Source organism: Streptomyces sp. NPDC088733 (assembly GCF_044751185.1).
Taxonomy (GTDB): domain Bacteria; phylum Actinomycetota; class Actinomycetes; order Streptomycetales; family Streptomycetaceae; genus Actinacidiphila.
The window spans coordinates 32235-53303 of the sequence record NZ_JBIVLH010000020.1 but is presented as its reverse complement, the minus strand read 5'-3'; the positions used below and the strand labels follow the sequence as shown (position 1 = coordinate 53303).

Annotated in this window: 19 protein-coding genes; 7 read left to right on the top strand and 12 right to left on the bottom strand. The window is 69.2% G+C overall.

The features are described from left to right. Positions 1–8: 8 nt before the first annotated feature. The 7 genes from ACIP64_RS29930 to ACIP64_RS29900 all read right to left on the bottom strand — a co-directional run bounded on the left by ACIP64_RS29930 (position 9) and on the right by ACIP64_RS29900 (position 6401). Entirely contained in the window at positions 9–380 is a 372-nt protein-coding gene (locus tag ACIP64_RS29930) for a type II toxin-antitoxin system death-on-curing family toxin (RefSeq protein WP_401592687.1), read from the bottom strand. Next, on the bottom strand, positions 377–694 hold the full coding sequence (locus ACIP64_RS29925) for a hypothetical protein (RefSeq protein WP_360915789.1): 318 nt from the start codon (positions 692–694) through the stop codon (positions 377–379). The genes ACIP64_RS29930 and ACIP64_RS29925 overlap by 4 nt, the downstream gene beginning before the upstream one ends. A gap of 51 nt (positions 695–745) precedes the next feature. Further along, positions 746–1402: a TetR/AcrR family transcriptional regulator gene (locus ACIP64_RS29920; protein WP_401592685.1), complete on the bottom strand. Its 657-nt coding sequence runs from the start codon at positions 1400–1402 to the stop codon at positions 746–748. A 174-nt stretch (positions 1403–1576) separates the two neighbouring features. Further along, a complete protein-coding gene (locus tag ACIP64_RS29915) occupies positions 1577–2512 on the bottom strand; it encodes an SDR family NAD(P)-dependent oxidoreductase (RefSeq protein WP_401592683.1) in 936 nt (311 codons plus the stop codon). A 164-nt stretch (positions 2513–2676) separates the two neighbouring features. After that, on the bottom strand, positions 2677–3897 hold the full coding sequence (locus ACIP64_RS29910) for a phosphatidylserine/phosphatidylglycerophosphate/cardiolipin synthase family protein (protein ID WP_401592881.1): 1221 nt from the start codon (positions 3895–3897) through the stop codon (positions 2677–2679). A 332-nt stretch (positions 3898–4229) separates the two neighbouring features. Further along, positions 4230–5312: a methyltransferase gene (locus ACIP64_RS29905; protein WP_401592681.1), complete on the bottom strand. Its 1083-nt coding sequence runs from the start codon at positions 5310–5312 to the stop codon at positions 4230–4232. 441 nt (positions 5313–5753) lie between these two features. Continuing rightward, positions 5754–6401 (bottom strand): cysteine hydrolase, encoded by a 648-nt coding sequence (locus tag ACIP64_RS29900; RefSeq protein ID WP_401592679.1) that lies wholly within the window; start codon positions 6399–6401, stop codon positions 5754–5756. A 672-nt stretch (positions 6402–7073) separates the two neighbouring features. On the opposite strand from ACIP64_RS29900, the gene ACIP64_RS29895 reads away from it, so the two are divergent. Next, the gene (locus ACIP64_RS29895) at positions 7074–7841 is read left to right on the top strand and encodes an alpha/beta fold hydrolase (RefSeq protein ID WP_401592677.1); all 768 of its coding nucleotides are present in this window, start codon (positions 7074–7076) and stop codon (positions 7839–7841) included. A gap of 36 nt (positions 7842–7877) precedes the next feature. Here the strand turns inward: ACIP64_RS29895 and ACIP64_RS29890 are convergent, their stop codons facing one another. Beyond that, on the bottom strand, positions 7878–8642 hold the full coding sequence (locus tag ACIP64_RS29890; RefSeq protein WP_401592675.1) for an SDR family NAD(P)-dependent oxidoreductase: 765 nt from the start codon (positions 8640–8642) through the stop codon (positions 7878–7880). A gap of 366 nt (positions 8643–9008) precedes the next feature. Here ACIP64_RS29890 and ACIP64_RS29885 point away from each other — a divergent pair, with 366 nt between their 5' ends. Further along, positions 9009–9938 (top strand): MerR family transcriptional regulator, encoded by a 930-nt coding sequence (locus ACIP64_RS29885; RefSeq protein WP_401592673.1) that lies wholly within the window; start codon positions 9009–9011, stop codon positions 9936–9938. Between the two features lie 10 nt (positions 9939–9948). Here ACIP64_RS29885 and ACIP64_RS29880 read toward each other — a convergent pair whose 3' ends face one another. From ACIP64_RS29880 to ACIP64_RS29870, 3 genes are all read right to left on the bottom strand, one after another. Next, positions 9949–10602: a Type 1 glutamine amidotransferase-like domain-containing protein gene (locus ACIP64_RS29880; protein WP_401592879.1), complete on the bottom strand. Its 654-nt coding sequence runs from the start codon at positions 10600–10602 to the stop codon at positions 9949–9951. Between the two features lie 194 nt (positions 10603–10796). After that, a complete protein-coding gene (locus ACIP64_RS29875) occupies positions 10797–11945 on the bottom strand; it encodes a PucR family transcriptional regulator (RefSeq protein WP_401592671.1) in 1149 nt (382 codons plus the stop codon). Between the two features lie 172 nt (positions 11946–12117). Further along, a complete protein-coding gene (locus ACIP64_RS29870; protein ID WP_401592669.1) occupies positions 12118–12660 on the bottom strand; it encodes an HdeD family acid-resistance protein in 543 nt (180 codons plus the stop codon). A 269-nt stretch (positions 12661–12929) separates the two neighbouring features. Here ACIP64_RS29870 and ACIP64_RS29865 point away from each other — a divergent pair, with 269 nt between their 5' ends. From ACIP64_RS29865 to ACIP64_RS29845, 5 genes are all read left to right on the top strand, one after another. Then, positions 12930–13430, top strand: a complete 501-nt coding sequence (locus ACIP64_RS29865; RefSeq protein ID WP_401592667.1) for a hypothetical protein — start codon at positions 12930–12932, stop codon at positions 13428–13430. 230 nt (positions 13431–13660) lie between these two features. Then, positions 13661–14875, top strand: coding sequence for a helix-turn-helix domain-containing protein (locus ACIP64_RS29860; protein WP_401592665.1), 1215 nt, complete (start codon positions 13661–13663; stop codon positions 14873–14875). Between the two features lie 176 nt (positions 14876–15051). Continuing rightward, positions 15052–15894, top strand: a complete 843-nt coding sequence (locus tag ACIP64_RS29855; protein ID WP_401592663.1) for an alpha/beta hydrolase — start codon at positions 15052–15054, stop codon at positions 15892–15894. A gap of 38 nt (positions 15895–15932) precedes the next feature. Then, a complete protein-coding gene (locus tag ACIP64_RS29850) occupies positions 15933–17702 on the top strand; it encodes a thiamine pyrophosphate-dependent enzyme (RefSeq protein ID WP_401592661.1) in 1770 nt (589 codons plus the stop codon). Next, positions 17699–18727 carry a hypothetical protein gene (locus tag ACIP64_RS29845; RefSeq protein WP_401592659.1) on the top strand — a complete coding sequence of 343 codons (1029 nt, stop codon included), beginning with the start codon at positions 17699–17701 and terminating at the stop codon, positions 18725–18727. The genes ACIP64_RS29850 and ACIP64_RS29845 overlap by 4 nt, the downstream gene beginning before the upstream one ends. 172 nt (positions 18728–18899) lie before the next feature. Here ACIP64_RS29845 and htpG read toward each other — a convergent pair whose 3' ends face one another. Further along, positions 18900–20831: a molecular chaperone HtpG gene (gene htpG / locus ACIP64_RS29840; protein ID WP_401592657.1), complete on the bottom strand. Its 1932-nt coding sequence runs from the start codon at positions 20829–20831 to the stop codon at positions 18900–18902. Positions 20832–21069 lie beyond the last annotated feature (238 nt).

Genomic DNA, 21069 nt, shown 5'->3' with positions numbered 1-21069 from the left:
GATACGACTTATCGGACGGTCCAGCCGCGCAGCGTCACGGCGATCTCCTCCACGGTGACCTGGCCGGCCTCCGTGTCGCGGACGAGAGCGGCGGCCTCCTTGGGCGGGTACTCCAGGCGGTGGCCCTGCAGGGTCAGGAACCCGAAGGTGCTGACCCAGGCGAACTGCAGGTTCGAGTGCTCCAGGCAGGGGGTTCGGGCGAGTTGGTGCAGGAGCGCGGCCGCCTTGAGGTGGTCCGAGCCGTAGCAGTCGCGGTCCATGGCGCTGGAGTGGACGCGGGCCACTGCGGCGTACAGCACCCCCAGTTCGTGCACCTGCGGGTCGCCGTCGATCTGCTCGGCGACGTGCAGCAGGAACGGCACGTCGATGCGGTGGATCACGCGGCGTTCCCGTGGCCGGCCTCGGCGCCGTCCAGCTCGGCCAGGCGGTTGCGCGCGGCCTGGGCCGCGGCGCGGCGGTCCGTGTCGGGCCGGTCGTCGCCGAGTTCGGCGAAGGCCTCACGGGTGTACTCCGATGCCTGCCGGGCGGCGTCGAGGAAGACCCGCTCAACGGCCGTGGCACGGTCGTAGGCCGCGGACAGCACGTACTCCTGCAAGCTCATGTCGGCGGCCTTCGCGGCCGCGGCGATGGCGTCGTACTGCTCCGGGTCGGGGAACCGGAGGCTCATCGCCTTCTTCTCCGATGACGGCTTCATGGTGGCGATGCTACCACTGGTGGCACCACCGGGGAGGGGCAGCCCACCCGCTCAGGCGGGCTTCGTGTCCTGTTCGCCATGGGCGGGGCGACGGTAGGCGCCGTACCACCAGATCCGGGCGAGTTCACGGGCGAGGACGGCGTCATGACTGCCGTCGTCGACTTCGATGTGGTGCGCGATCGCCTGGGCGCCGCCCCACACGATGATCCGGCTGGCGGAAACGGCGTCGAGGTCGGCCGTCGTCATGCCGGCGGCCTGCTCGGACAGTACGGTGCGCAGCGTCGTCTCCTCGAAGCCTTCGAGGTTGGCGGTGTAGAAATCGCTCACCACGGAGTCGTACGACGCCGCCTCCCGGACCGCCATGATCACGCCTTGGTTGGCACGTTGGATCCTGATCACTTCCTCGAAGAACCGGGCGAAGCGGTCTGCTCCGTCCTCGCCCGCGGCAGGGTCCCACTGGCGTGCGAGCGCCAGCAGCGACTCCCGCAGGCCGTCGGTGAGCCGCACCAGGACCTCCGACTTGCTCTGGAAGTGCGCGTAGAACGTGGCCCGGGAGACGCCCGCTTCCTCGAGAAGCTGCTGGACACTGATGTCGGAGAAGGCCGTACCGGAATCGAGCAGCCGCTCCAGGGTGGACGTCACTTGCGCCCGGGTCGCGGCCGACCGCGCGGCGTAGCTGTCCGCCTGGCGGCGGGTCACGGGTCGCATCAGGCGCCCTCCGGTGTGTGTCGTGCCTCGAACCGACCCGTGCCGCAGTGTCCCTGCGCAGCGGCTCGCTCCATCTTCCCCGATGTGGAAACGGCCGCATGCCCGGTGGGGGCCCGCCTGCGGCTTCGTACGGCCGTGGGGCCGCCCCCCCCATTGTGCACGGGCGTCCCCGGCTCAGCGCACCACGGGAAGGGCGTAGTCCCACAGCCGGTCCGCGGCGGCGGGGTCCACCGACCACTTCGCGACACCCGCCATCACGTCGGGGCCCCCGTCGACGACCTGCGACTCCTGGTTGTCCTCGAAGTACCGCCCTGTCACGTTGTCCAGGAGCGGCGAAGCGGCCAGCAGCACGGTGGTGGCGGCTCCCTGGGCCGGGGTCTTGAAGTAGTCGGGGGTGAGCAGGTTGCCGTCCGCGTCCATGGCACCCAGGGCCTGCATGGTCGCCTGGTCCATGTGGCGGGCCAGGTTGGTGTGGATCCACCCCGGCGCGCAGGCGTTGGCGGCGATGCCGTCCTCCGCCCACCGACGGCTGATCCCGACGGCGAGCAGCACGTCCGCGGTCTTCGACTGCGCGTAGGCGACGAACGGGTCGTAGGGGTGCCGCTCGAACTGCGGGTCGTCGAAGTCGAACCCCGCCCGCAGCTGGGCGCCGGAACTGACCACGACGACGCGCGGCTTCTCTGCGGCCCGCAATGCGCTGTGCAGTCCGACCGCCAGGGCGAAGTGGCCGAGGTAGTTGGTGGCGAGCTGCATCTCCCATCCCTGCGCATTGAGCTGATGCGTCGGGAGCATCATCACGCCCGCGTTGGCGACGAGGCCGTCGAGCGGCCCACTCCAGTCGTCGCAGAAAGCGCGGACGGAAGCCGGGTCGGCCAGGTCGAGTGCGACGGCCCGCGAGCCCGGCAGCTCCTTGACCAGCACCTCGGCGTCAGCGGGGTTCCGTGTGGCGATCGTGACCTGCGCCCCGGCACCGGAAAGCGCGCGCACCGTCTCGACACCGAGACCGGACGACCCCCCGGTGACGATCATCCGGCGCCCGCTGAGGTCGACTCCCTCGAGTACCTCAGCGGCGGTGGCCCGCATTCCGAACGGCGTGGTGATGAGCGTCATAGCTGTGCCCTGCCTTCACAAGATCTGGTTCCTCGCCCGGCCGGTGAGACCACTCACCGCTTCGGTCCAGGCGTCACTGAAGAGAAACCATACATCGTGTTCAGACTCTCGTTCTGCCCGGAGTGCGCCTACGTGAAGCCGAGCCCGCGCGCGGAGCCCGCAGGTCACAGGAAGCGCCGCACAGGAATGACGGCTGCTTCCTTCAGACGCTGCGACAGGGGCCGCCGCTTCCACCGGTCCGCCTCGATCGCCTCGCTGCGTGTGAGGTCGTCGTCGAAATCGTTGTCCAGGACGCCCGTGAAGGTCTCGTCGAGAACGGCGAGCATGACTTCCTCGTCGTGCTCCATCGAGCGGCGGTTGAAATTGCTGGAACCGATCAGCGCGGCGACCCCGTCCACCGTCATGATCTTCGTGTGGAGCATCGTCGGCTGGTACTGGCGGATGTCCACACCCGCCGCGAGCAGCGCGGCGTAATGGTGCTGGCCCGCGAGCCGGCAAGCCCGCTGGTCGGTGTACGGGCCGGGCAGCAGGATCTGGACCTGGACGCCGCGGCGGGCGGTGGCGCACAGCAGGTCGACGAAGAAGGAGTCGGGAGCGAAGTAGGCGGTGGACAGCCGGAAGCGTTCCTGCGCGGAGGTGAGCACGACGCGGATGAGCGTCTGCATGTCCTGCCAGCCGAAGCTGGCCGAGCCGCGCACCACCTGTACGGTCGCGGAGCCCGGCTGGGCATGTTCGGCGAAGCGGTCCCGGTCGTCGAACAGGTCGTCGTGGCACTCGGCCCAGTTCTGGGCGAACGCGGCCGCGATCCCGTCAACCGCCGGGCCACGGACCTCCACGTGGGTGTCACGCCACTCGTCAGGGGTGCGGGCATCGCCGCACCATTCCTCGGCGATGCCGACGCCGCCGGTGAACGCGGTGCGCTCATCCACGATGAGGGCCTTGCGATGGCACCGGTGGTTCTGCTTGAGCGGGGAGATCCACGCCGGTTTACGGAACCAGGCGACCTGCACCCCGGCAGCGTCCATGTCATCGAGCAGTTCCTGTTCGATCTCCTTGGCCCCGAAGCCGTCCAGCAGCAGCCGCACCCGGACGCCGGCGCGGGCGCGGTCCGCCAGAGCGGCGGCGAAGTCACGGGCAATCTGGCCGCGCCAGTACACGAACGTCATCATGTCGATGACGTGCTCGGCCCCGCGGATCGCCTCCAGCATCGCGGGGAAGATCTCATCCCCGTTGCGCAGCGGAACAAGCTCATTGCCTTCGGTCGCCGCGACCCCGATCAGCCGCTCCAGACGTCTGCGCAGACGCTGCTTGCGCTCTCCCACCCGCACCGGATCGTCGCCGTCCTCCGGAGGGAGGGACGGGACAAGGGTCTTCTCCGTACTCATGCGGGGCTTCTCCTGGGGATCCGTAACGGGCTGGTGCCGGGCAGCCGACTGGACGCGTGCGAGGCGGACAGCGACACGCTCAGTCTGTCCACCACGATCGTTTTCATCGCCCCCCACGCCGAGCAGTCGGGCACCATCGCCGGACCCCGGACGAATCCACCACGGTGTCGTAGTGGCGCGCGGGGGCGCCCTCACGAACACCTGCGGACCCTGCCCCGCCCCGCTCCCTCGCGACGGAGCCGGCAGGTCCGCAGGCATCCAGCAGAGCCGAGGGCGTCCCACATGCGCATCCTCACTCCGGGATGGCCGCACGACGCGCCGCCACCGTCAGATCACTTGGTGGCGTAGACCGCCGTGTAGCCGCCGATGAGGGGACGGGCCACCGTCGTGGCGAAGCCCGCCGCCTCCAGCCAATGGGTGGCATCGGCGACGGTGTACTCGGATCCGCCTTCCGTGTCGATGAGCATGTTCAGCGACACCAGCAAACCGTAGGTGTTGTGCCGCCTGCCGTCGTCGATCATGGCGTCGTAGACGATGAGCGTGCCTCCCGCCGGCAGGGCCTCATACGCTTTGCGGAGCAGGAACTGCCGCTGCTCGGGAGCCCAGTCGTGCAGGATCTGCCCCATGACGTAGACATCGGCCGGAGGAAGGGGATCGGCGAAGAAGTCGCCGCTGTGGAAGGAGAGGCGGCCGGCCAGCTCGCGGGCATGCGCGGATTCCTCGAACACCGGCCGTACCTGGGGCAGTTCGAAGACCGTTCCGGTCATCTCGGGGTGGGATCGCAGTACGGCCGCGGGTACCGCTCCCAGAGCGCCGCCGAGGTCGACCACGTGCTGCCGGCCGGTCCAGTCGAAGTCGGCGGCGAGTGCGCCGGCGAGGGGGGTGCTGACTCCGTCCATGCCGTTGAGGAAGTTGCGCCAGGCAACGGGGTCCTGGCTCAGCGTGGCGAAGAAGGGGGCCCCGGTGAGCGTGACCTCGTTCTGCTGGGTGCCGGTTCGCAGGGCCTCGGTGAGGTTGCCCCAGAAACCGAAGAGGCGGGCATTGGCCATCTCCAGGATTCCACCGATGTAGGAGGGCTTCGCCCGGTCCAGGAACACGTCCGCCGCGGGGCTGTTGCGGTACACGCCGTCGTCGTCGCGTTCCAGCATGCCCAGCGACACGAGGGCGTCGAGGAAGTCCGCCGACGACCTGGGGTGAAGGCCCACTTCCCCGGCGAGCGATGTACGGTCCCGACCGCCCCGCGCGAGGGTCGTGAACACTCCCAGCTCCACCGCGCTCAGCAGCGTCTTCGACGCCATGAATCCCAGGCCCAGCTGCAGGATCGGCTCGGGGGTGATCGCAACGCCGGCCGTCGGGCCGGTGGTCGCACCGGCGTCGGCGACGACCCCGGCCTTGCTCTCGGAGTGCAGTTCCATGAAGCTCCTTTGTGGAGTGATCAATACAGAATTACGGCAGACGGAGACCGGCTTGCGCCGCGCAAGCCGGAGCCCGACCGCGGCCGCCCGCCAGACCACACACGTCCCCACCGCGAGACATCCGGAACGCGGGCCCGTCCCACCCGACCGCGATCGGGGTCGAGCGTTCGCTCCGCCTCACGGGGAAGGCTAACATGTTTCTGGATTGATCAATAAAGTTATCGATCGTGCCGTGACTGGCAGATCGCAGCAGGCAGAGGGGGCGAGCTGCGTCCAGGCCTCGGCGGCCCGCCCACGCCGCAGGAGCGGCATTCGGAGATCAGCTGCACCTGTCCGGCCGGGCATCGACCCGCAGCGATGAGCGGAGGATCCTCGCCCTGCGGCACCGGACGGCGTCAGCAACCAGCCGGCGGGCACGTACGAGTCGCGCCGGCAGACTCCTCATCGCATGGCATCGAGGACTTCGTCGGTCGACAGCAGTGCATGGGCGAAGAAGCGGTAGTTGATGATCGCCGCCTGATACCCGTCGCCCCAGACCGGGTGGCGGGGTCCGGCTGTCGCATCCCTGACCACGGTGACCTCGAATCCCTCCTCGATGAGGTGACGCATGTGGGACTCGACGCACATGTTCGCCAGCATGCCGCCAAGAATGATGCGCTGTATTCCCCGCTTGCGCAGTTGCAGTACCAAGTCGTTACTTTCCGGCCCGAACACCTTGTGCGGGCTGGCAACCACCGTTCTGCCGTCTTCGATATAGGGCTTGAAGCGCTCCACCCAGTCCGCACCGGAGTTCCGGAACCCCGTCAGATCGAGCTGTCCCGCACGGGCGAACGTGTGGTTCTCCAGCTCGCTGGTCTCGAGGGGGCCGTTCATTCGCCATCCGCTGTCGGTCGGATAGAAGTAATGGGGCGAGATGAAGACCTCGTATCCCCCCGCCTTCGCCGCCTCGAAGATTCTCTCCATGTTTTCGACGGTCCTGTTCTCCGTGACGCTCGCCCCCACCGCGTCCCAGGCAGCCCCGTCCTCGCTCAGCACGTCGTTCTGCGGGTCGATGAACACGACGGCCGTGTCGGTCTTCGAGATTTCCACCTGTGCTCCTCACGCGATACGCACCAGTGGCGCGACGAATATTCCGGTATCGCGGGGTGTCCTGCCGAAGTACATTCCGGTCCGGCGAGACGATGTCTCTTCCTTGTCCGGTGCGGATTGCTGCGACACCAAGCGACAGCACTCGAGTTCCGCGCTCACCTCGGGGTGCATGCCCTGAGGGGCGCTTTCCCGGCCACTCGGCCCTCCGTCCCACCCTGCACCATCTCGGGGCGTTCCGCATCGGTGCATTGCTGCACCCGATCACCGTCCCTGCCGCCCCACGATGCGATCGGCCGGTCTTGGCCGGTGCCGGCGGGCCGGGCCCTCGGGGCCGCACAACGCCGGTTCGGCGTCGTCGATTACGCCGTTGGGAGCAGGTGAACGACTCCACGCGACCCGAGCACGACGGGCGGACGGGAGTGTTCCCGACCGGGTTGACGCACTCGCGGAATGTCCCAGGATGCGCCGCGATGAGCCGCCTACCATGATGTGCCGAAAGAGCGCCAGTTCACACAGCCACTGGAATCATATCCCCGCCAGAATTCAGGAATCAGCATGGCTGAAACTTTTCCATCCCGCGAGGAGTGGATCGCCGGGGGCAGCCGCCGGCCCCTCCCCGGATTCCCGTACACGATATTCGTGCGACAGGACGGGCCCGTGTCCGGTCGTCCCGTGACCCTGTTGCACGGTTTCCCCACCTCCTCGCACGACTGGGGTGCCGTAGTCCCCCACCTCGTGGCTGCCGGGTGCCGGGTGACGACAGCGGACTTCCTCGGTTTCGGTGAGAGCGACAAGCCGTACCCCCATCACTATTCGGTTTGTGAGCAGGCCGACCTCGTCGAAGCACTCTGGCGGCTCACCGGCGATGAGACGACTGCCCTGGTCGCCCACGACTACGGGGTGTCCGTCGCGCAGGAACTGCTGGCCCGGGGTCCGGCCAGGGTGACGTCCATGACGTGGTTCAACGGAGGCATCTGGCCTGATCTGCATCACCCGATCCCCGAGCAGAACCTCCTTGCCGGCCCGGGCGGTACGGACGTGGCGCGCCATGTGGACGAGGAGAAGTTCACCGCGGCCATCCAGCGCCTCACCGGCGAACGGCCCCTGCCGGCCGACCTGCTGCACGACATGTGGCTCGGCGCACGCTCACATGACGGCTTCAGAATCCTGCCGTCGCTCCTGAACTACATGCAAGAACGCAGGGAGAACAGCACCCGCTGGACCGGGACGCTGTGCACCTACCAGGGCGAGCAGCACTTCATCTGGGGACCGGCCGATCCCGTCAGCGGCGCACACGTGATTCCCCGTATCCGCGAGGTCGCGCCCCACGCGGCGCTCACCGTCCTGGACAAGGCTCCGGCAGTCGGCCACTTCCCCCAGGTGGAAGCACCCGGAATCGTCGGCCCACTCCTCGCGGACTGGCTGGGAGACCGGACGTGAGTGGGCCTGCGGACCAGGCTTCTGCGGGCGGCCGCGTCAGGTGTTCTCCAGGCCGCCGTCGACGGTGAGGACCTGGCCGGTGACCCATTCCACCGTGGGGTCGGCGAGCCGGAGCACCCATGCGGCGACCTCCTCCGGCCTGCCACGGCGGCCGAGGGGGATGCGGGCGGCCTCGGCGTCCTTGATCTGCTGGACTTCGGCCGGGGAGAAGCCGGAAGAGGCCAGCGCCCCGGACTCCACGGGCCCAGGGGCGACGGCGTTCACCCGTATGCCCTCCGGGGCGAGTTCGAGCGCCCAGCTACGGGTCAGGTGCTCGATCGCCGCCTTCGACGCGCCGTAATGACTCGCCACGGCAAGGGGACGGTGCCCGAAGGTGCTCGCGATGTTGATGATCGACCCGCGGGACTGCGCCAGGTACGGCAGTGCGGCGCCGGCCAGCAGGCTGGGGGCGACGACGTTGGTGTCGAAGATGTGCCTGACGCGGTCGGCCGCCACCTCGCGCAGTGGCATGGACACGAAGACGCCGGCGTTGTTGACCAGGACGTCCAGCCGGCCCCAGCGGTCCACGGCCGTTTGGATGATCGACTGAGGTACGTCCTGCTCGCTGACGTCGCAGCGGATGGTCTCGATCGAGGGGTGTGCATCGGAGAGCTCGGCGAGAGCCTGTGCGTTGCGGCCGGTCCCGAGGACGGCTGCTCCGGCATCGGCGAAGGACATGGCCGCTGCACGGCCGATTCCCGAGCTGGCGCCGGTCACGATCACCACTCGGCCGGTGAAGTCGACTGCCGGACGATTCGACATGGTCGGACCCTTCCATTGGAACGTGGACTGGGAGCACCCGAGCCGCCGGGGTCACAGGCGTACGGCCACCGCGGCGGCAAACGGACCATGTGCGTCCGTCGCGCAGGCCCTGATTCCCGACGACATGAGGCATTTGCCTTTCGGGGTACTGGACCGGACGGCGCTCCGGTCTGTGACACGTTGGCCGCAGGACAGCGTGCGGCGGTCCGGCCGGACGGGCGGTACAACGACCACGGCGCCGCGTGGGGCGCGGTCCTGGCGGCATCGGGGCCGGGTGTCCACCCGGTCGCCCATGAGCCGGCTCTCTGCCCGTGCGAGTCGGCCCGCTCTTGAGTCTCCACCGGCTGGAAGGCCCACACTCCTGACGTGAACGACGACAGCCTTCCGCTGCTGACCATCGGGCAGCTGGCCCGGCGTACCGGCATGCCGGTACGCACGATCCGCTACTGGTCCGACCTCGGCGTCGTGCCTCCGGCCGACAGGTCCGGCGGCGGCTACCGGCTCTACGACACCGAGGGCGTGGCCCGCCTCCAGCTGGTGCGCACCTTGCGTGAGCTGGGGCTCGGGCTGGAAGAGGTGCGCCGGGTCCTGGAGCGGGAGGCCACCGTCGCCGAGGTCGCCGCCGCACACGTGCAGGCCCTGGACGTACAGATCCGTGCCCTGCGGCTGAACCGGGCCGTCCTTGCCACGGTGGCCGGACGGCAGTCCGACACGGAGGAGATGGAACTCATGAACCACCTCGCACGGCTCTCCGCACAGGAGCGAACGGCGATCATCGAGGACTTCGCCCGTGAGGTCTTCGACGGCCTCGAGGCCGATCCTCTCCTTCAGGACCGAATACGCGGCCTGCCCCCGCAGCTTCCCGACGACCCGACCCCGCAACAGGTCGACGCTTGGATCGAACTGGCCGAACTGGTCGCCGACCCCGCTTTCCGCACCCGCATGCGGCACATGATGGAGCACCACGCCCAGGGGCGAGGAGACCGGAACGGGCCGGGCCGGCAGCCCGGCGCCTTCCTGTTCTTCGCCCAGAAGATCGCCCTGCTCGTCACCCCGGCGCGAGAGAACGGCACGGATCCCGCGTCGGACGAGGCCGCCGCCGTACTCGACGACCTCTTGGGTACGGGGCCCGGGTCGCCTCGCCGTAGCGAGGTCCTGCAACGGATCGAGGCCGCCCTGGACACGCAGGCCGACAGGTACGGACACCTCCTGGCGGTCATCCGGGGCGAGGAACCCGGGCCCGCAGCGAACCCCGACCACCACTGGCTGGCACAGGCCCTGCGGGCGCACATTTGATGCCGGGCGGCTACGACCCGAACTTCGTCCATCGGCCCTCGGAGACCACCTCGACGATGCCGTCGACCACCTTGATGGCCGTCTGTTCGTCGATGGCGTAGGCCGGGGCGCCGATGTCGGCGGCCCACCGCTCCGCGTCGGCCATGGTGTTGCCCGGGAAGGCGTCCAGGTGCGGGAAGATCGAGAAGTCGACGACCCCCAGGGTACGGTCGTCCGGCGCGGACGCCCACTCGACGAAGTACGCACCGATCCGGGGTGTCATCACCATGCTTCCGGCACTGACTCCCACCCAGACCGTGTCGGGCAGCGAAGGCAGCAGGTCGGCCACTCCGGACTCGCGCATCCAGTGGCACAGGTACGTCGCGTCGCCGCCGTCGACCAGGAGGACGTCGGCCTCCCGGATCCAGGGGACGTACCGCTCGGCGCCGACCGTAGGAAGTGCGGTGAGCTCGAGGACGCCGAGCGACGCCCAGCCCAGGCCGGTCAGGTGCTGCCACGTGGGCTCGGCGGCCAAGAGGCCCCGTACCGACGTCGGACCGCACATCGGGTGACCCCATTGCGCTGTCGGAACGCAGAGGGCGTGGGATGCGGCGATCGGCTTGCCGAGAAGCTGCACGAGCGCCGTGCGGATGCTCGGGTTCGTGACGCCGCCTGACGTGAGCAAGAGCTTCAAGGTTCCTCCAGGTCCGTGCGCGCGGGGACGTCCTGAAGACCTCGGTCCGTGCGGGAACTCATCGGAGTTCGGGCAACCTCTTCAAGGGCCCCTCGGATCAAGGCGGTCCCGGCACCGGTGCCGACTTCCGCGGCGCGGACTTCAGTGCCGTGCGCCGCTCGTGCCGGCACAGCCGTACGGTGGCGTCACCAGACTTCGGGGCCCTCCAGCCCTCCGGAATCCGGCCGCACGTCCTCGGCGATCGCGTCCCACATGACCGCGAGAAGCACAAGCGTTCGATCCCGCTGGTTCCTGAGCGACAGCCCCGTCAGCTTCTCGATCCTGGTGACCCGGTACAGCAGGGTGTTGCGGTGCACCGGCAGCGCGGCCGCGGCGGCCGCGCTGTCGAAACCGTTGTCCGCGAGGCACCGCAGGGTGATCTCCAGATCCGTGGCATCCGCCTGCTTCAAAGGGCCGAAGACCCGCAGAGTCGTCCGCTCGGCGATCCCCGGCGAATTGGCAAGCATCAGTTCGGGCAAGAAGTCCTCGGCGTGCACGAGGCCCCGGCGCCCGGACCTGGCTGCGATCGCGATGAGTGCGCGCAACCCGTCCGCTGCCGCCCCCAGTCGGTGTCCGCCCGTGAGGGGCGGGTCCTGAGCCAGAAGCAGTCGCGGGTCATCGAGGTACGGCGACCAGTCGAACTTCGGCGAAGCGAGGCCGGTGACGCCGACGCCCTCGGTGAACGCGAGCACCCCCGCGGAACGCAGCCGCGACGCGAAGTGGGCATGCCCGCCGACGTGAACCCCTACCAGCCGCGCGGTGAAGGGGCAGAAGGGTTCTGTCAGGTCGAAGCCGACCCGGGCGGCCCGGTCCCGGTCCTCGATGGTGACGGGCAACTGCGCGCACAACCGGTCGAACAGGGCACGAGCACGCCGGTCACCAGCGGTGGACGGTGCGTCCTCCTGGTCCGCGTAGACCTGCGCGACCACGGCCACGACGATGTCCAGGTACTGCTCAAGAGCGCTCCAGAGCGTGTCCGACTCGGCGATCAGCAAGGACCGTCCCTCGTCGGTCGCCAGATCCAGCAGCGCTTCCCAGAACATCCGGGCACCGCGGCGGTACACCAGGATGCTGTCCTCGATCGGCTGGCCGGCCGCGGCACGTGCACGCAGGAATTCGTGCAGTTCGGAACGGAGGTAGTCGTCCGGGGGGATGCCGTTGATCATCCAGCGCATGACGAGATCGACGTTCCAGCGCACCACGGCCGCGCGGTCCACCGGCCAGAGAAAGTTCGTGTAGGCGGGGAGCCGGGCGAATCCGAACTCCATCCGGCGCACCAGAACGCCCGCGTCCATGCGCTCCAGAACACGCCGCAGGTCACCACTCGGTCTGCCCGGACCGGAGGGGTCGTGCACAGTCACTCACAAATCCTTGCACAGCCGCCTCTGCGAGCACCGGGCGCCGGTGCAGGGCGTCCGGCGAAGGCGCCCGGTGCACCGGCCCCGATCACGGCTCGTGGACCTCTCCTCAGGCGGCGGCCCGGATCCGGCGTGCGAGTCCCAGCTGCATGGCACCCAGCATGATCAGCCACAGCCCGGCCAGGAGGGACAGCGTCAGCAGGGACAGCCCCGGCCAGACCAGCAGTGTCAGGCCCGCGAGAACACCGAGCAGCCCGATGAAGACATTCCACCCACGCCCGGGCAGCGCGGGATGGTCGATCGCCGCGAACACGGCCGTGAAACCGTCCACGATCCAGTAGACAGCCAGCAGAATCCCCAGCGCGAGCAGCGTGATCAGGACGTGCCGGATCGTGTACAGCCCGAGGAGCAGGCTCACGACGCCGAGGATCGCCGTGAGGGTGCGGGCGGTACTCGACTCCCCGAGGCTTGCGGATCCCACCAACCGGAAGACCCCGGTGACGATCAACTGCGTGCCGAGGAGCACCGCGAGCACAACGAGGGTCGGACCGGGCCATGCCACGGCGATGATGCCGGTGGCGATGGAGACCACTCCATAGAGCAGATGCCAGGTCCAGGAGCCGCCCACGCGGGCGACGGGGCTCTTGTTCATGCCGCGACGCTAGGGGCGTCCCCGGTGGGCGAGGGCCCAGAAACCCGCCTGTTCTTCGTGCCCGCGCCCAAGGGGGAAGGGCATTGAATGACGGGGGCGGAAGTCACGTCCGTGGAGGCCGTACGCGCGAGAGCCGGCACGCATCGGAGCCGGCCGCAGTCCCCTGGGGCGGACCTGCGGGAGGTGGCAAACGGGCAACCGCCCGGCAGTGCTGCGGTGGCTGCCCCGATGAACGTGTTTCCAACTGCCGATGGGGAGTGTGCGAGGAGATGGCCGGTCTCGTTGGCTGGGAGAGCTTCGGCGTGATGACCGGGGGTGCCAGTGGGGCTCTGACCGGTCTGTTGTTCGTCGCGGTGTCCCTGAACGCCGAACGGATCGCGGGACACCCGGTGCTGCGGGCCATCGCTGCGCAGACGCTCGTGCTGTTCCTCGCGCCGCTGGTCATGGCGACGGTTCTGCTGGTGCCCCGCCAGCCCGACTGGGCCCTGGGCACGGAGTTCATCACCGCAGGGCTGGGTGGGGGCGTGAGCCTTCTGGTCATCGAGCGTCGCAAACGACGTGTGGCCAACGTTCCCAGGAGGCGGGCCGGGCTCTTCGATCGTCGGGACACCGGCATCGTCGTCATGCTGTTGTTCGTGGCCGGCGGAGCCGTCCTGGCGTGCGGCCTGCCCACCGGGCTCTACCTGCTGCTGCCCGCATCGGTCGTGGCGTTCGTGAGCGGCGTGCTGAGCGCATGGAACTTCCTGCTCCCGCCGCCGGACGTGATGTGACAACGCGGGGTGCCCACTCCGCATCCCCCGCGTCGCGTTCGGCACCGGCACAACGGTCACCACGGGATGGGCCACCCCCTGCGCCGGTTGCCACCGGTCGGGACGAAGTACCCGCGACACCTTGCATTCCTGCGCGTCGGCCGCCCTCCCCTGTCCGCCGGCGCAGCGGTATCCGCTGCCCCGCGCGCGGGCGGGAGCCGCATCGCACCAAGCCTCCGGAAGGTTGAACCATGGACGCCATGACCCGGACCGCCGCCGGGCCCGCGGCGGTCGGCCGGCTGCGCAGCGTTCTCCGGGGCCTCGACAGCGAGTCACTGGCACGGCAGGTGGCCTGCAAGCTGAGCGGCGCCCCGGTGGGCCGGATAGCCGGTCGTGGCTGTCAGGCGGGCGTCATGGAGGACATGGTCCGACGCAGTCTGGATCTGGCCAGGAACTGGCTGCTGAGCGGGCAGGGACCCGACGAGGCAGCGCTGTCCGACCTGTACGAGACGGCGCGGGAGGCGGCACGCCACGGCCTGGCCGCCGAGGACGTGATCCGCGCCTGCTCGGGAGCGGCGCGGGCAGTGCGGAGCACCGTGCTGGAAGCCGACTCGCCGGAAAGCGGTGCCTGGCTGCTCCCGCACCTGGAAGTGCCGTGGGCGTTCCTCGACATCGCCCTCACGACGGTCACACGGGCGTTCGCCGACCAGCGGGACCTGCCGTCCGCCCACGGCAACTCCCGGGCGGCGACGCTGTTCGCACGCGTCTGCGCGCAATCGGCGACGACCGTCGAGGACCTCGACCGGGCGGAGCGACTGGGTTTCCGACTCGCGGGGCCGCACTGCCCGTTCGTCGCCGCCATCGTCGGCGGCTCGGCCGCCGCGCACTCGGGACTGGCGGCGCGACTGCGGTCCGCGGGCGCACTCGCCTGCGCGGACGGTCACCGCGTCGCCGGCCTGACCGGACCGGACTTCGACTGGGCCGGCCCTCTTGCCGACAGTGCGCTGATTCTCGCCACCGAGTCGGCCACCAGCGACACAGGGCTCGCGGACGCGGTCGGCAACCTGCACGATCTCGTCACTCTGGCGATCGGGGACGGACGCCGGGGGCGGATCCGCCTGGACGACTTCCTGACGGAGATCATGCTCGCGAATTCCCCCCGGCTGGCCGACAGCATCGTGCGACGGGTCCTGGGCCTGCTGGATGCCGAGGACCCCTCGGGAACTCTGTCGCAGACACTGCGCTCCCTGGCCGCGCACGGCTTCAACCGGACGGAAGCGGCCGCGGCACTCCCGGCCCACCGCAACACCTTGCTCTACCGCATCAACCGGATCGAGAAGCTCTCCGGCCTCGACCTCGACCGCCACGCACATCGAGAGCTGGCCAGGCTGGCCGTGGTCTGGAGCGACACGGTGAGCAGTGGTAATCGGGCCCGGCACGACCACGGGCCGGCGACGGACGGATGAGCCCGAGCGCCCGGTCCTCGCGAAGCGAGCTGGTGTCGTCGCCGCGCACAACTGCGGCGGCGACTGTTGGGGCCGTGCACAGTGCGCGCGGCGGCACGCTGTCTGCGACAGAGCAAGGCCGTCCGGGCGCGTGCGCCTGGCCGCGGCCGCGGCCGCAACGATGGAGGGATGCAGGCATGACTGCTGCAACGAAGACGATCGTCCTGATTCACGGGCTGTGGATGACACCGCTGGCCTGGGAGCACTGGGTGGCCAGGTACGAAGCGCGCGGCTTCACCGTCGTGACGCCCGGCTACCCCGGGATCGCGCCGGGGGAAGCCGGAGTGGCTGCGCTCCGCGAGGACGCCTCGGCGATCGCCGGCGTCGGAGTCCGCGAGGTCCTGGACCACCTCACTGAGGTCATCGAGAAGCTCGACGCTCCTCCGATCATCATGGGGCACTCGTTCGGCGGGACGTTCGCGCAGCTTCTGGTGGGCTCCGGTCTCGGAACGGCCGGGGTGTCGATCGACGGCGCCGCGGTCAAGGGCGTGAATGCCATGCCGCTGTCGGAGCTGCGCTCGGTCCTCCCGGTGCTGAAGGACCCGGCGAACATACGCCGGGCCGTCCCCCTGACGGCCGCTCAGTTCCACTACGCCTTCACCAACACTCTGGACGAGAACGCCTCCCAGCAGGTCTTCGACCGCTACGCGGCACCCACTCCGGCCCGCATCCTCTTCCAGGGCGGTTTCGCGGCTGTCACCCCGCACGCCGCCACAACCTTCGACTTCTCCGACAGCGACCGCGCGCCGCTGCTCTTCGTCTCCGGCGGCAGCGACCACATCCTGCCCCCCGTCGTCCAGCGGCAGAACTACGAGAAGAACGCGAAGCACTCGACGGCGGTCACCGCCCACACCGTCTTCGACGGGCGCGATCACTTCACCTGCGGAGCGCCCGGATGGGAAGCCGTCGCCGACTTCGCCCTCGACTGGGCACTGAGCCCGCGGGCCGGAGTCCTCGACGCCGCGTCCGGCGAACGCTGACCGGACCGACGGCACCAGCGGACAGGGAGACACCCGCCATGTCGAGGACAGTGGCCGACGGACTGTGGGAAATGCTGGTCAGCGCCGGTGTGCGGCGCTGCTACGGGATCGTGGGGGACGCGCTCAACCCCGTGGTCGACGCGATGCGGCGCAACGGCCAGGTGGACTTCGTGCACGTCCGGCACGAAGAGTTCGGCGTCTTCGCCGCGGTCGCCGAGGCGAAACTGACGGGACGCCCCGTCGCCGTGTGCGGAACGGCGGGCCCCGGAGTGGCGCACCTGATCAACGGGATGCTGGACGCCCTCAAGGAAGAGGTGCCCGTCATCGTGCTGGCCGGCGACACCGAGACACGCCTGACGGACAGTTCGACCGTCGAAGAACTGAACCCCTACCGGTTCTTCGCGTCCGCGGCGGTGTACGTGGGCCGGCTGGTCAATCCCGCTCAGCTGCGCACTGTCGTGACCTCGGCGGTGATGGCCGCCGTGACCCGGGGCGGTCCTGCGGTCGTCGCGCTGCCTGGTGACATCGCGGCGGCGGACGCGCCGAAGGACCGCTACGAGATTCCGCTGCCGCGACCGGTGCGTGCGCCTGCCGGGGCCGAGGATCTCTCGGTCATGGCCGAGATGATCAATGCGGCCGGTACCGTGGCGGTCTTCGGCGGCGAGGGATGCGCCGGGGCCCACGCCGAGGTGAAAGCGCTGGCCGAGAAGCTCAGCGCACCGGTCGGTTACTCCCTCAAGGGCAAGCAGTTCCTCGAGCACGACAACGCGAACGCGGTGGGGATGACCGGTCTCCTCGGCTACGGAGGCTGCCATTACGCGCTTCAGCACGCTGACCTGCTCCTGATGCTCGGCACCGACTTCCCGTTCAGCGAGTTCCTGCCGCACGGCAGGACCAGGGTCATCCAGGTCGACCGGAACCCGGAACGGCTCGGTCGGCGCGTACCGGTGGCCTTGGGCGTCACCGGCGACGTACGGGCCACCGTGGCCGAGCTGCTGCCGCTGGTCGAACCGAAGGCCGACGGGGCGTACCTCGCCCACTGCGTGGCGGAGACCGAACGTTTCCACCGCAGGATGCGGCACTACACCGACAAGGGTCCTCGTATCAAACCGATCAGGCCCGAGTACCTCGCCACCGTCCTCAGCGACCTCGCCGACGACGACGCGCTGTTCTTCGCGGACACGGGCACTCCCGTCATCTGGGCCGCTCGACACATCAAGTACGGCCCGCGGCGGCGGTTGTTCGGATCGTTCTCATGGGCGTCGATGGCCACCGCCTCACCCGGCGCGTTCGGCGCACAGCTCGCCTTCCCCGGCAGACAGACGATCGCGCTGTGCGGCGACGGAGGGTTCACCATGCTCGCTCTCGGCGATCTGCTCACGGAGGTACAGCACCGCCTTCCCGTCGTGCACATCGTGCTGAACAACAGCAGCCTCGACTTCGTCAAGATCGAACAGCAGGAAGCGGGCTTCGTTCCCTTCGGGACTGATTTGGCCAATCCGGACTTCGCCGCCGTCGCAGAGGCCCTGGGCGCCAGGGGCATCCGCATCGAGGACCCCGATGACGTGGAGGAGGGGCTCGCCGGCGCACTGTCCCACACGGGCGGCCCGGTCGTCGTCGACGTCCTGGTCGACCCCTATGCGCTCGCCGTCCCGGCCCACGTACCCGTCGGCACCGCTGCCGGCTTCACGCTCAGCGCGGCGCGGCAGGTCCTTGCCGGCCGACTCGACGACGTCATCGAGACAGCGACGCACAACGCCCGGCTCATCCGACCGACCACCGGGCCGACCAAGAAAGACGCACGATGACAGACACCCGCACCTCCTCACCTGACGCTCCGGGGGCAGCCCCCTGGCGCGAGATCCACCACGGCGGCTCCCCCGAAGCCGAAGAGGCTCATTTCCGCGACTTGGCGGACATCGTCGTCGGTGTCCAGCGGGCCAACAAGGAGAAGTCCGGATCGCAGGTCTCCCGTCGCACTTTCCACGCCAAGATCGTTGTCGGCGTGGACAACGCGGAGCTCCGGTTCCGGACCGACCTGCCCGCCGACCTGCACGCCGGGCACTTCGTCGCCGGGACACAACTGCCGGTAATCGTGAGGCTGTCCAACGCCAGCGGGACCATCCGGTCCGACGTCGTCCCCGACCTCCGCGGCGCGGCACTGAAGATCAGCCACCCCGGTGGGAGCGAACACGACCTCCTCATGACGAGCTTTCCGGTCTCCCACGCCCGTGACGCCACCCAGTTCGTAGAGATCGCCAGGATCGGTGCCGGTCCCGAACACCTGGTCATGTCACGCATGCTGGAGGCTTTCGGCCCATCGGAGACCGCACGCATCGTCGGCAACCTGCGACAGGCCAACCGCCCGTCCCCCAGTCTGGCTCTGGAGTCCTACTGGAGCCGCGGGGCCATCCTGTGGGGCGATGCCGGACCCGTCAGGTTCCGCATCAGCCCTCTCGCCGGTCCCGAACCCACGTCCGCCCCGCCGCAGAACTCGAACGACGGACTCCGGACCGAATTCGCCGCCCGGCTCAGCGGCTCGTCCGTGCGATTCGCCCTCCACATCCAGAAGTACGTCAACGAGCGACTGACACCGATCGAGGACGGGTCGGTCGAATGGATGGAGGACGATTCGCCCTGGCTCGGCGTGGCCACCCTGACGATTCCCGTCCAGGACATCCTTGGCGAAAGAGGCCTGGCCAACTGCGACCGCGTGGACAGCCTTGCCTTCAACCCCTGGCACGCCCCGCCGGAGTTCCGCCCGCTCGGCAACCTCAACCGCGCCCGCCGCACCGTCTACTCGGCCAGCGCCCGGGAGTGGCAAGCCCGATGACGGCGGCGGAACAGTGCCACTGCTCCCCCTGGGCCCGGTCGGCCTGAACGGCGCCGCCCGCGCCGGAGACGGCAACAGGCGGCACCGTTGGGGAGACGTGAATGCGCTCGGCCTTTCGGCCCGGTGGGCAGCGACCCCACCGGTCCGAAAGGCCCACGCAGGACGGGCCGGGTCAGACGGTGAGGCGATCGGCCATGAGCTTGGCGAAGCGCGCCGGGTCCTTCAGTGCGCCGCCTTCGGCGATGAGGGCCATGCCGTAGAGGAGTTCCGCGATGTCGCCGAGGCCGGCGTCGGCCGGGTCCCCGCCACGTTCGGCGTGGGCCTTGTTGAGGCTGCCGACCAGCGGGTGGCCCGGGTTGAGTTCGAGGATGCGCTTGGTGTGCGGGACGTCCTGGCCCATGGCCCGGTACATGTTCTCCAGCGCCGGGGTGATGTCGTGCGTGTCGGAGACGAGACAGGCCGGGGAGACGGTCAGGCGGGTGGACAGCCGGACCTCCTTCACGTCCTGGGTGAGTACCTCGGTCATCCAGGACAGCAGGCCGGTGTACTCCTTCTGCTGGTTCTCGCGCTCGCTGACGGTCTGCGTGTCCTGCTCACCTGCGTCGAGGTCGACCTCGCCCTTGGCCACCGAGCGCAGCTGCTTGCCGTCGAAAGCGGGTACCGCGGTGACCCAGACCTCGTCGACGGAGTCGGTCAGCAGCAGTACCTCGATGCCCTTCGCGCGGAAGGCCTCCATGTGCGGGGAGTTCTCGACGGCCTCCCGGGAGTCGCCGGTCAGGTAGTAGATCTCCTCCTGGCCCTCCTTCATGCGCTCCACGTACTGCGCCAGCGTGGTCGGCGCTTCCGCGTCGTGCGTGGAGGCGAAGGAGCACAGCGACAGCAGGGTGTCCCGGTTGTCGAAGTCGCTGAGCAGGCCCTCCTTCAGCACGGAGCCGAACTCGCGCCACACGGTGGCGTACCGGTCGGGTGCGCCCGTCATCAGGTCCTTGAGGGTGGACAGGACCTTCTTGGTCAGGCGCCGGTGGATCATCTGGATCTGCCGGTCCTGCTGAAGGATCTCGCGGGAGACGTTGAGCGAGAGGTCCTGCGCGTCCACGACGCCCTTGACGAAGCGCAGGTAGGACGGCAGCAGTTCCTCGCAGTCGTCCATGATGTGGACGCGCCTGACGTACAGCTGCAGGCCGCGGCGGTGATCGGCGGTGAACAGGTCGTGCGGGGCGTGGGAGGGGATGAACAGCAGAGCCTGGTACTCGAAGGTGCCCTCGGCCCGCAGCAGGACGGTCTCGGCGGGGGCCAGCCAGTCGTGGGCCAGGTGCTTGTACAGCTCGTGGTACTCCTCGTCGGTCACCTCCTCCTTCGAGCGCGCCCACAGCGCCTTCATCGAGTTCACGGTCTCCGGCGCGGCAGGCTGCTCGCCCCCGTCGTCCTCCGGGTCGGCGGCCGCCGCTGGGGCCTGTGCCGGCATGCGGATGGGCCAGGTGATGAAGTCCGAGTACCGCTTGACGATCTCCCGGAGCTTCCAGCCGTCGGTGTAGTCGTGCAGCTGGTTCTCCGCATCGGCGGGCTTGAGGTGCAGCGTCACCGCCGTCCCCTGAGGCGCGTCGTCGGCGGCCTCGACCGTGTACGTTCCCTCACCGCGCGAGGTCCAGCGGGTTCCCCGGCTCTCCCCCGCCCGCCGGGTCACCACGGTGACCTCGTCGGCGACCATGAAGGCCGAGTAGAACCCGACTCCGAACTGGCCGATCAGGCCGGCCGCGGCATCCGCGTCCTTGGTGTCCTTCAGCTCCTGCAGCAGCCTCGCCGTCCCGGAACTGGCGATCGTGCCGATGAGGGACACGACCTCGTCGCGGGACATGCCGACCCCGTTGTCGCGAACCGTCAGCGTCCGCGCCTGAGCGTCCGCGTCCAGGGCGATGTGCAGGTCGGAGACGTCCGCGTCGAGTGCGTCGTTCTGCAACGACTCCAAGCGCAGCTTGTCCAGCGCGTCGGAGGCGTTGGAGACCAGCTCCCGCAGAAAGACATCCTTGTTCGAATACATCGAATGGATCATCAACTGCAGCAGCTGACGCGCTTCCACCTGGAACTCGTGGATCTCAGCGGACATGACGAGCGAACCCTCCATAGATCTGTGGCCTACTACCGCACGCACTCTAGACCGAGTGCCGCACACCCCTCAGCAGCATGCCGGGCGCGCGCCCGACGCCCCCGGATGACGGACCGGTGCTCCGCCAGGACCCCGGCGGTCGGGTACGGGCGGCAAAGAGCGGTCCGCCGTGCCACGGCACTCCAGGACAGGGGGCGCCCGTGTGCGCGGAGGGCTGAGTAGCGACCCGTCAGGGCGT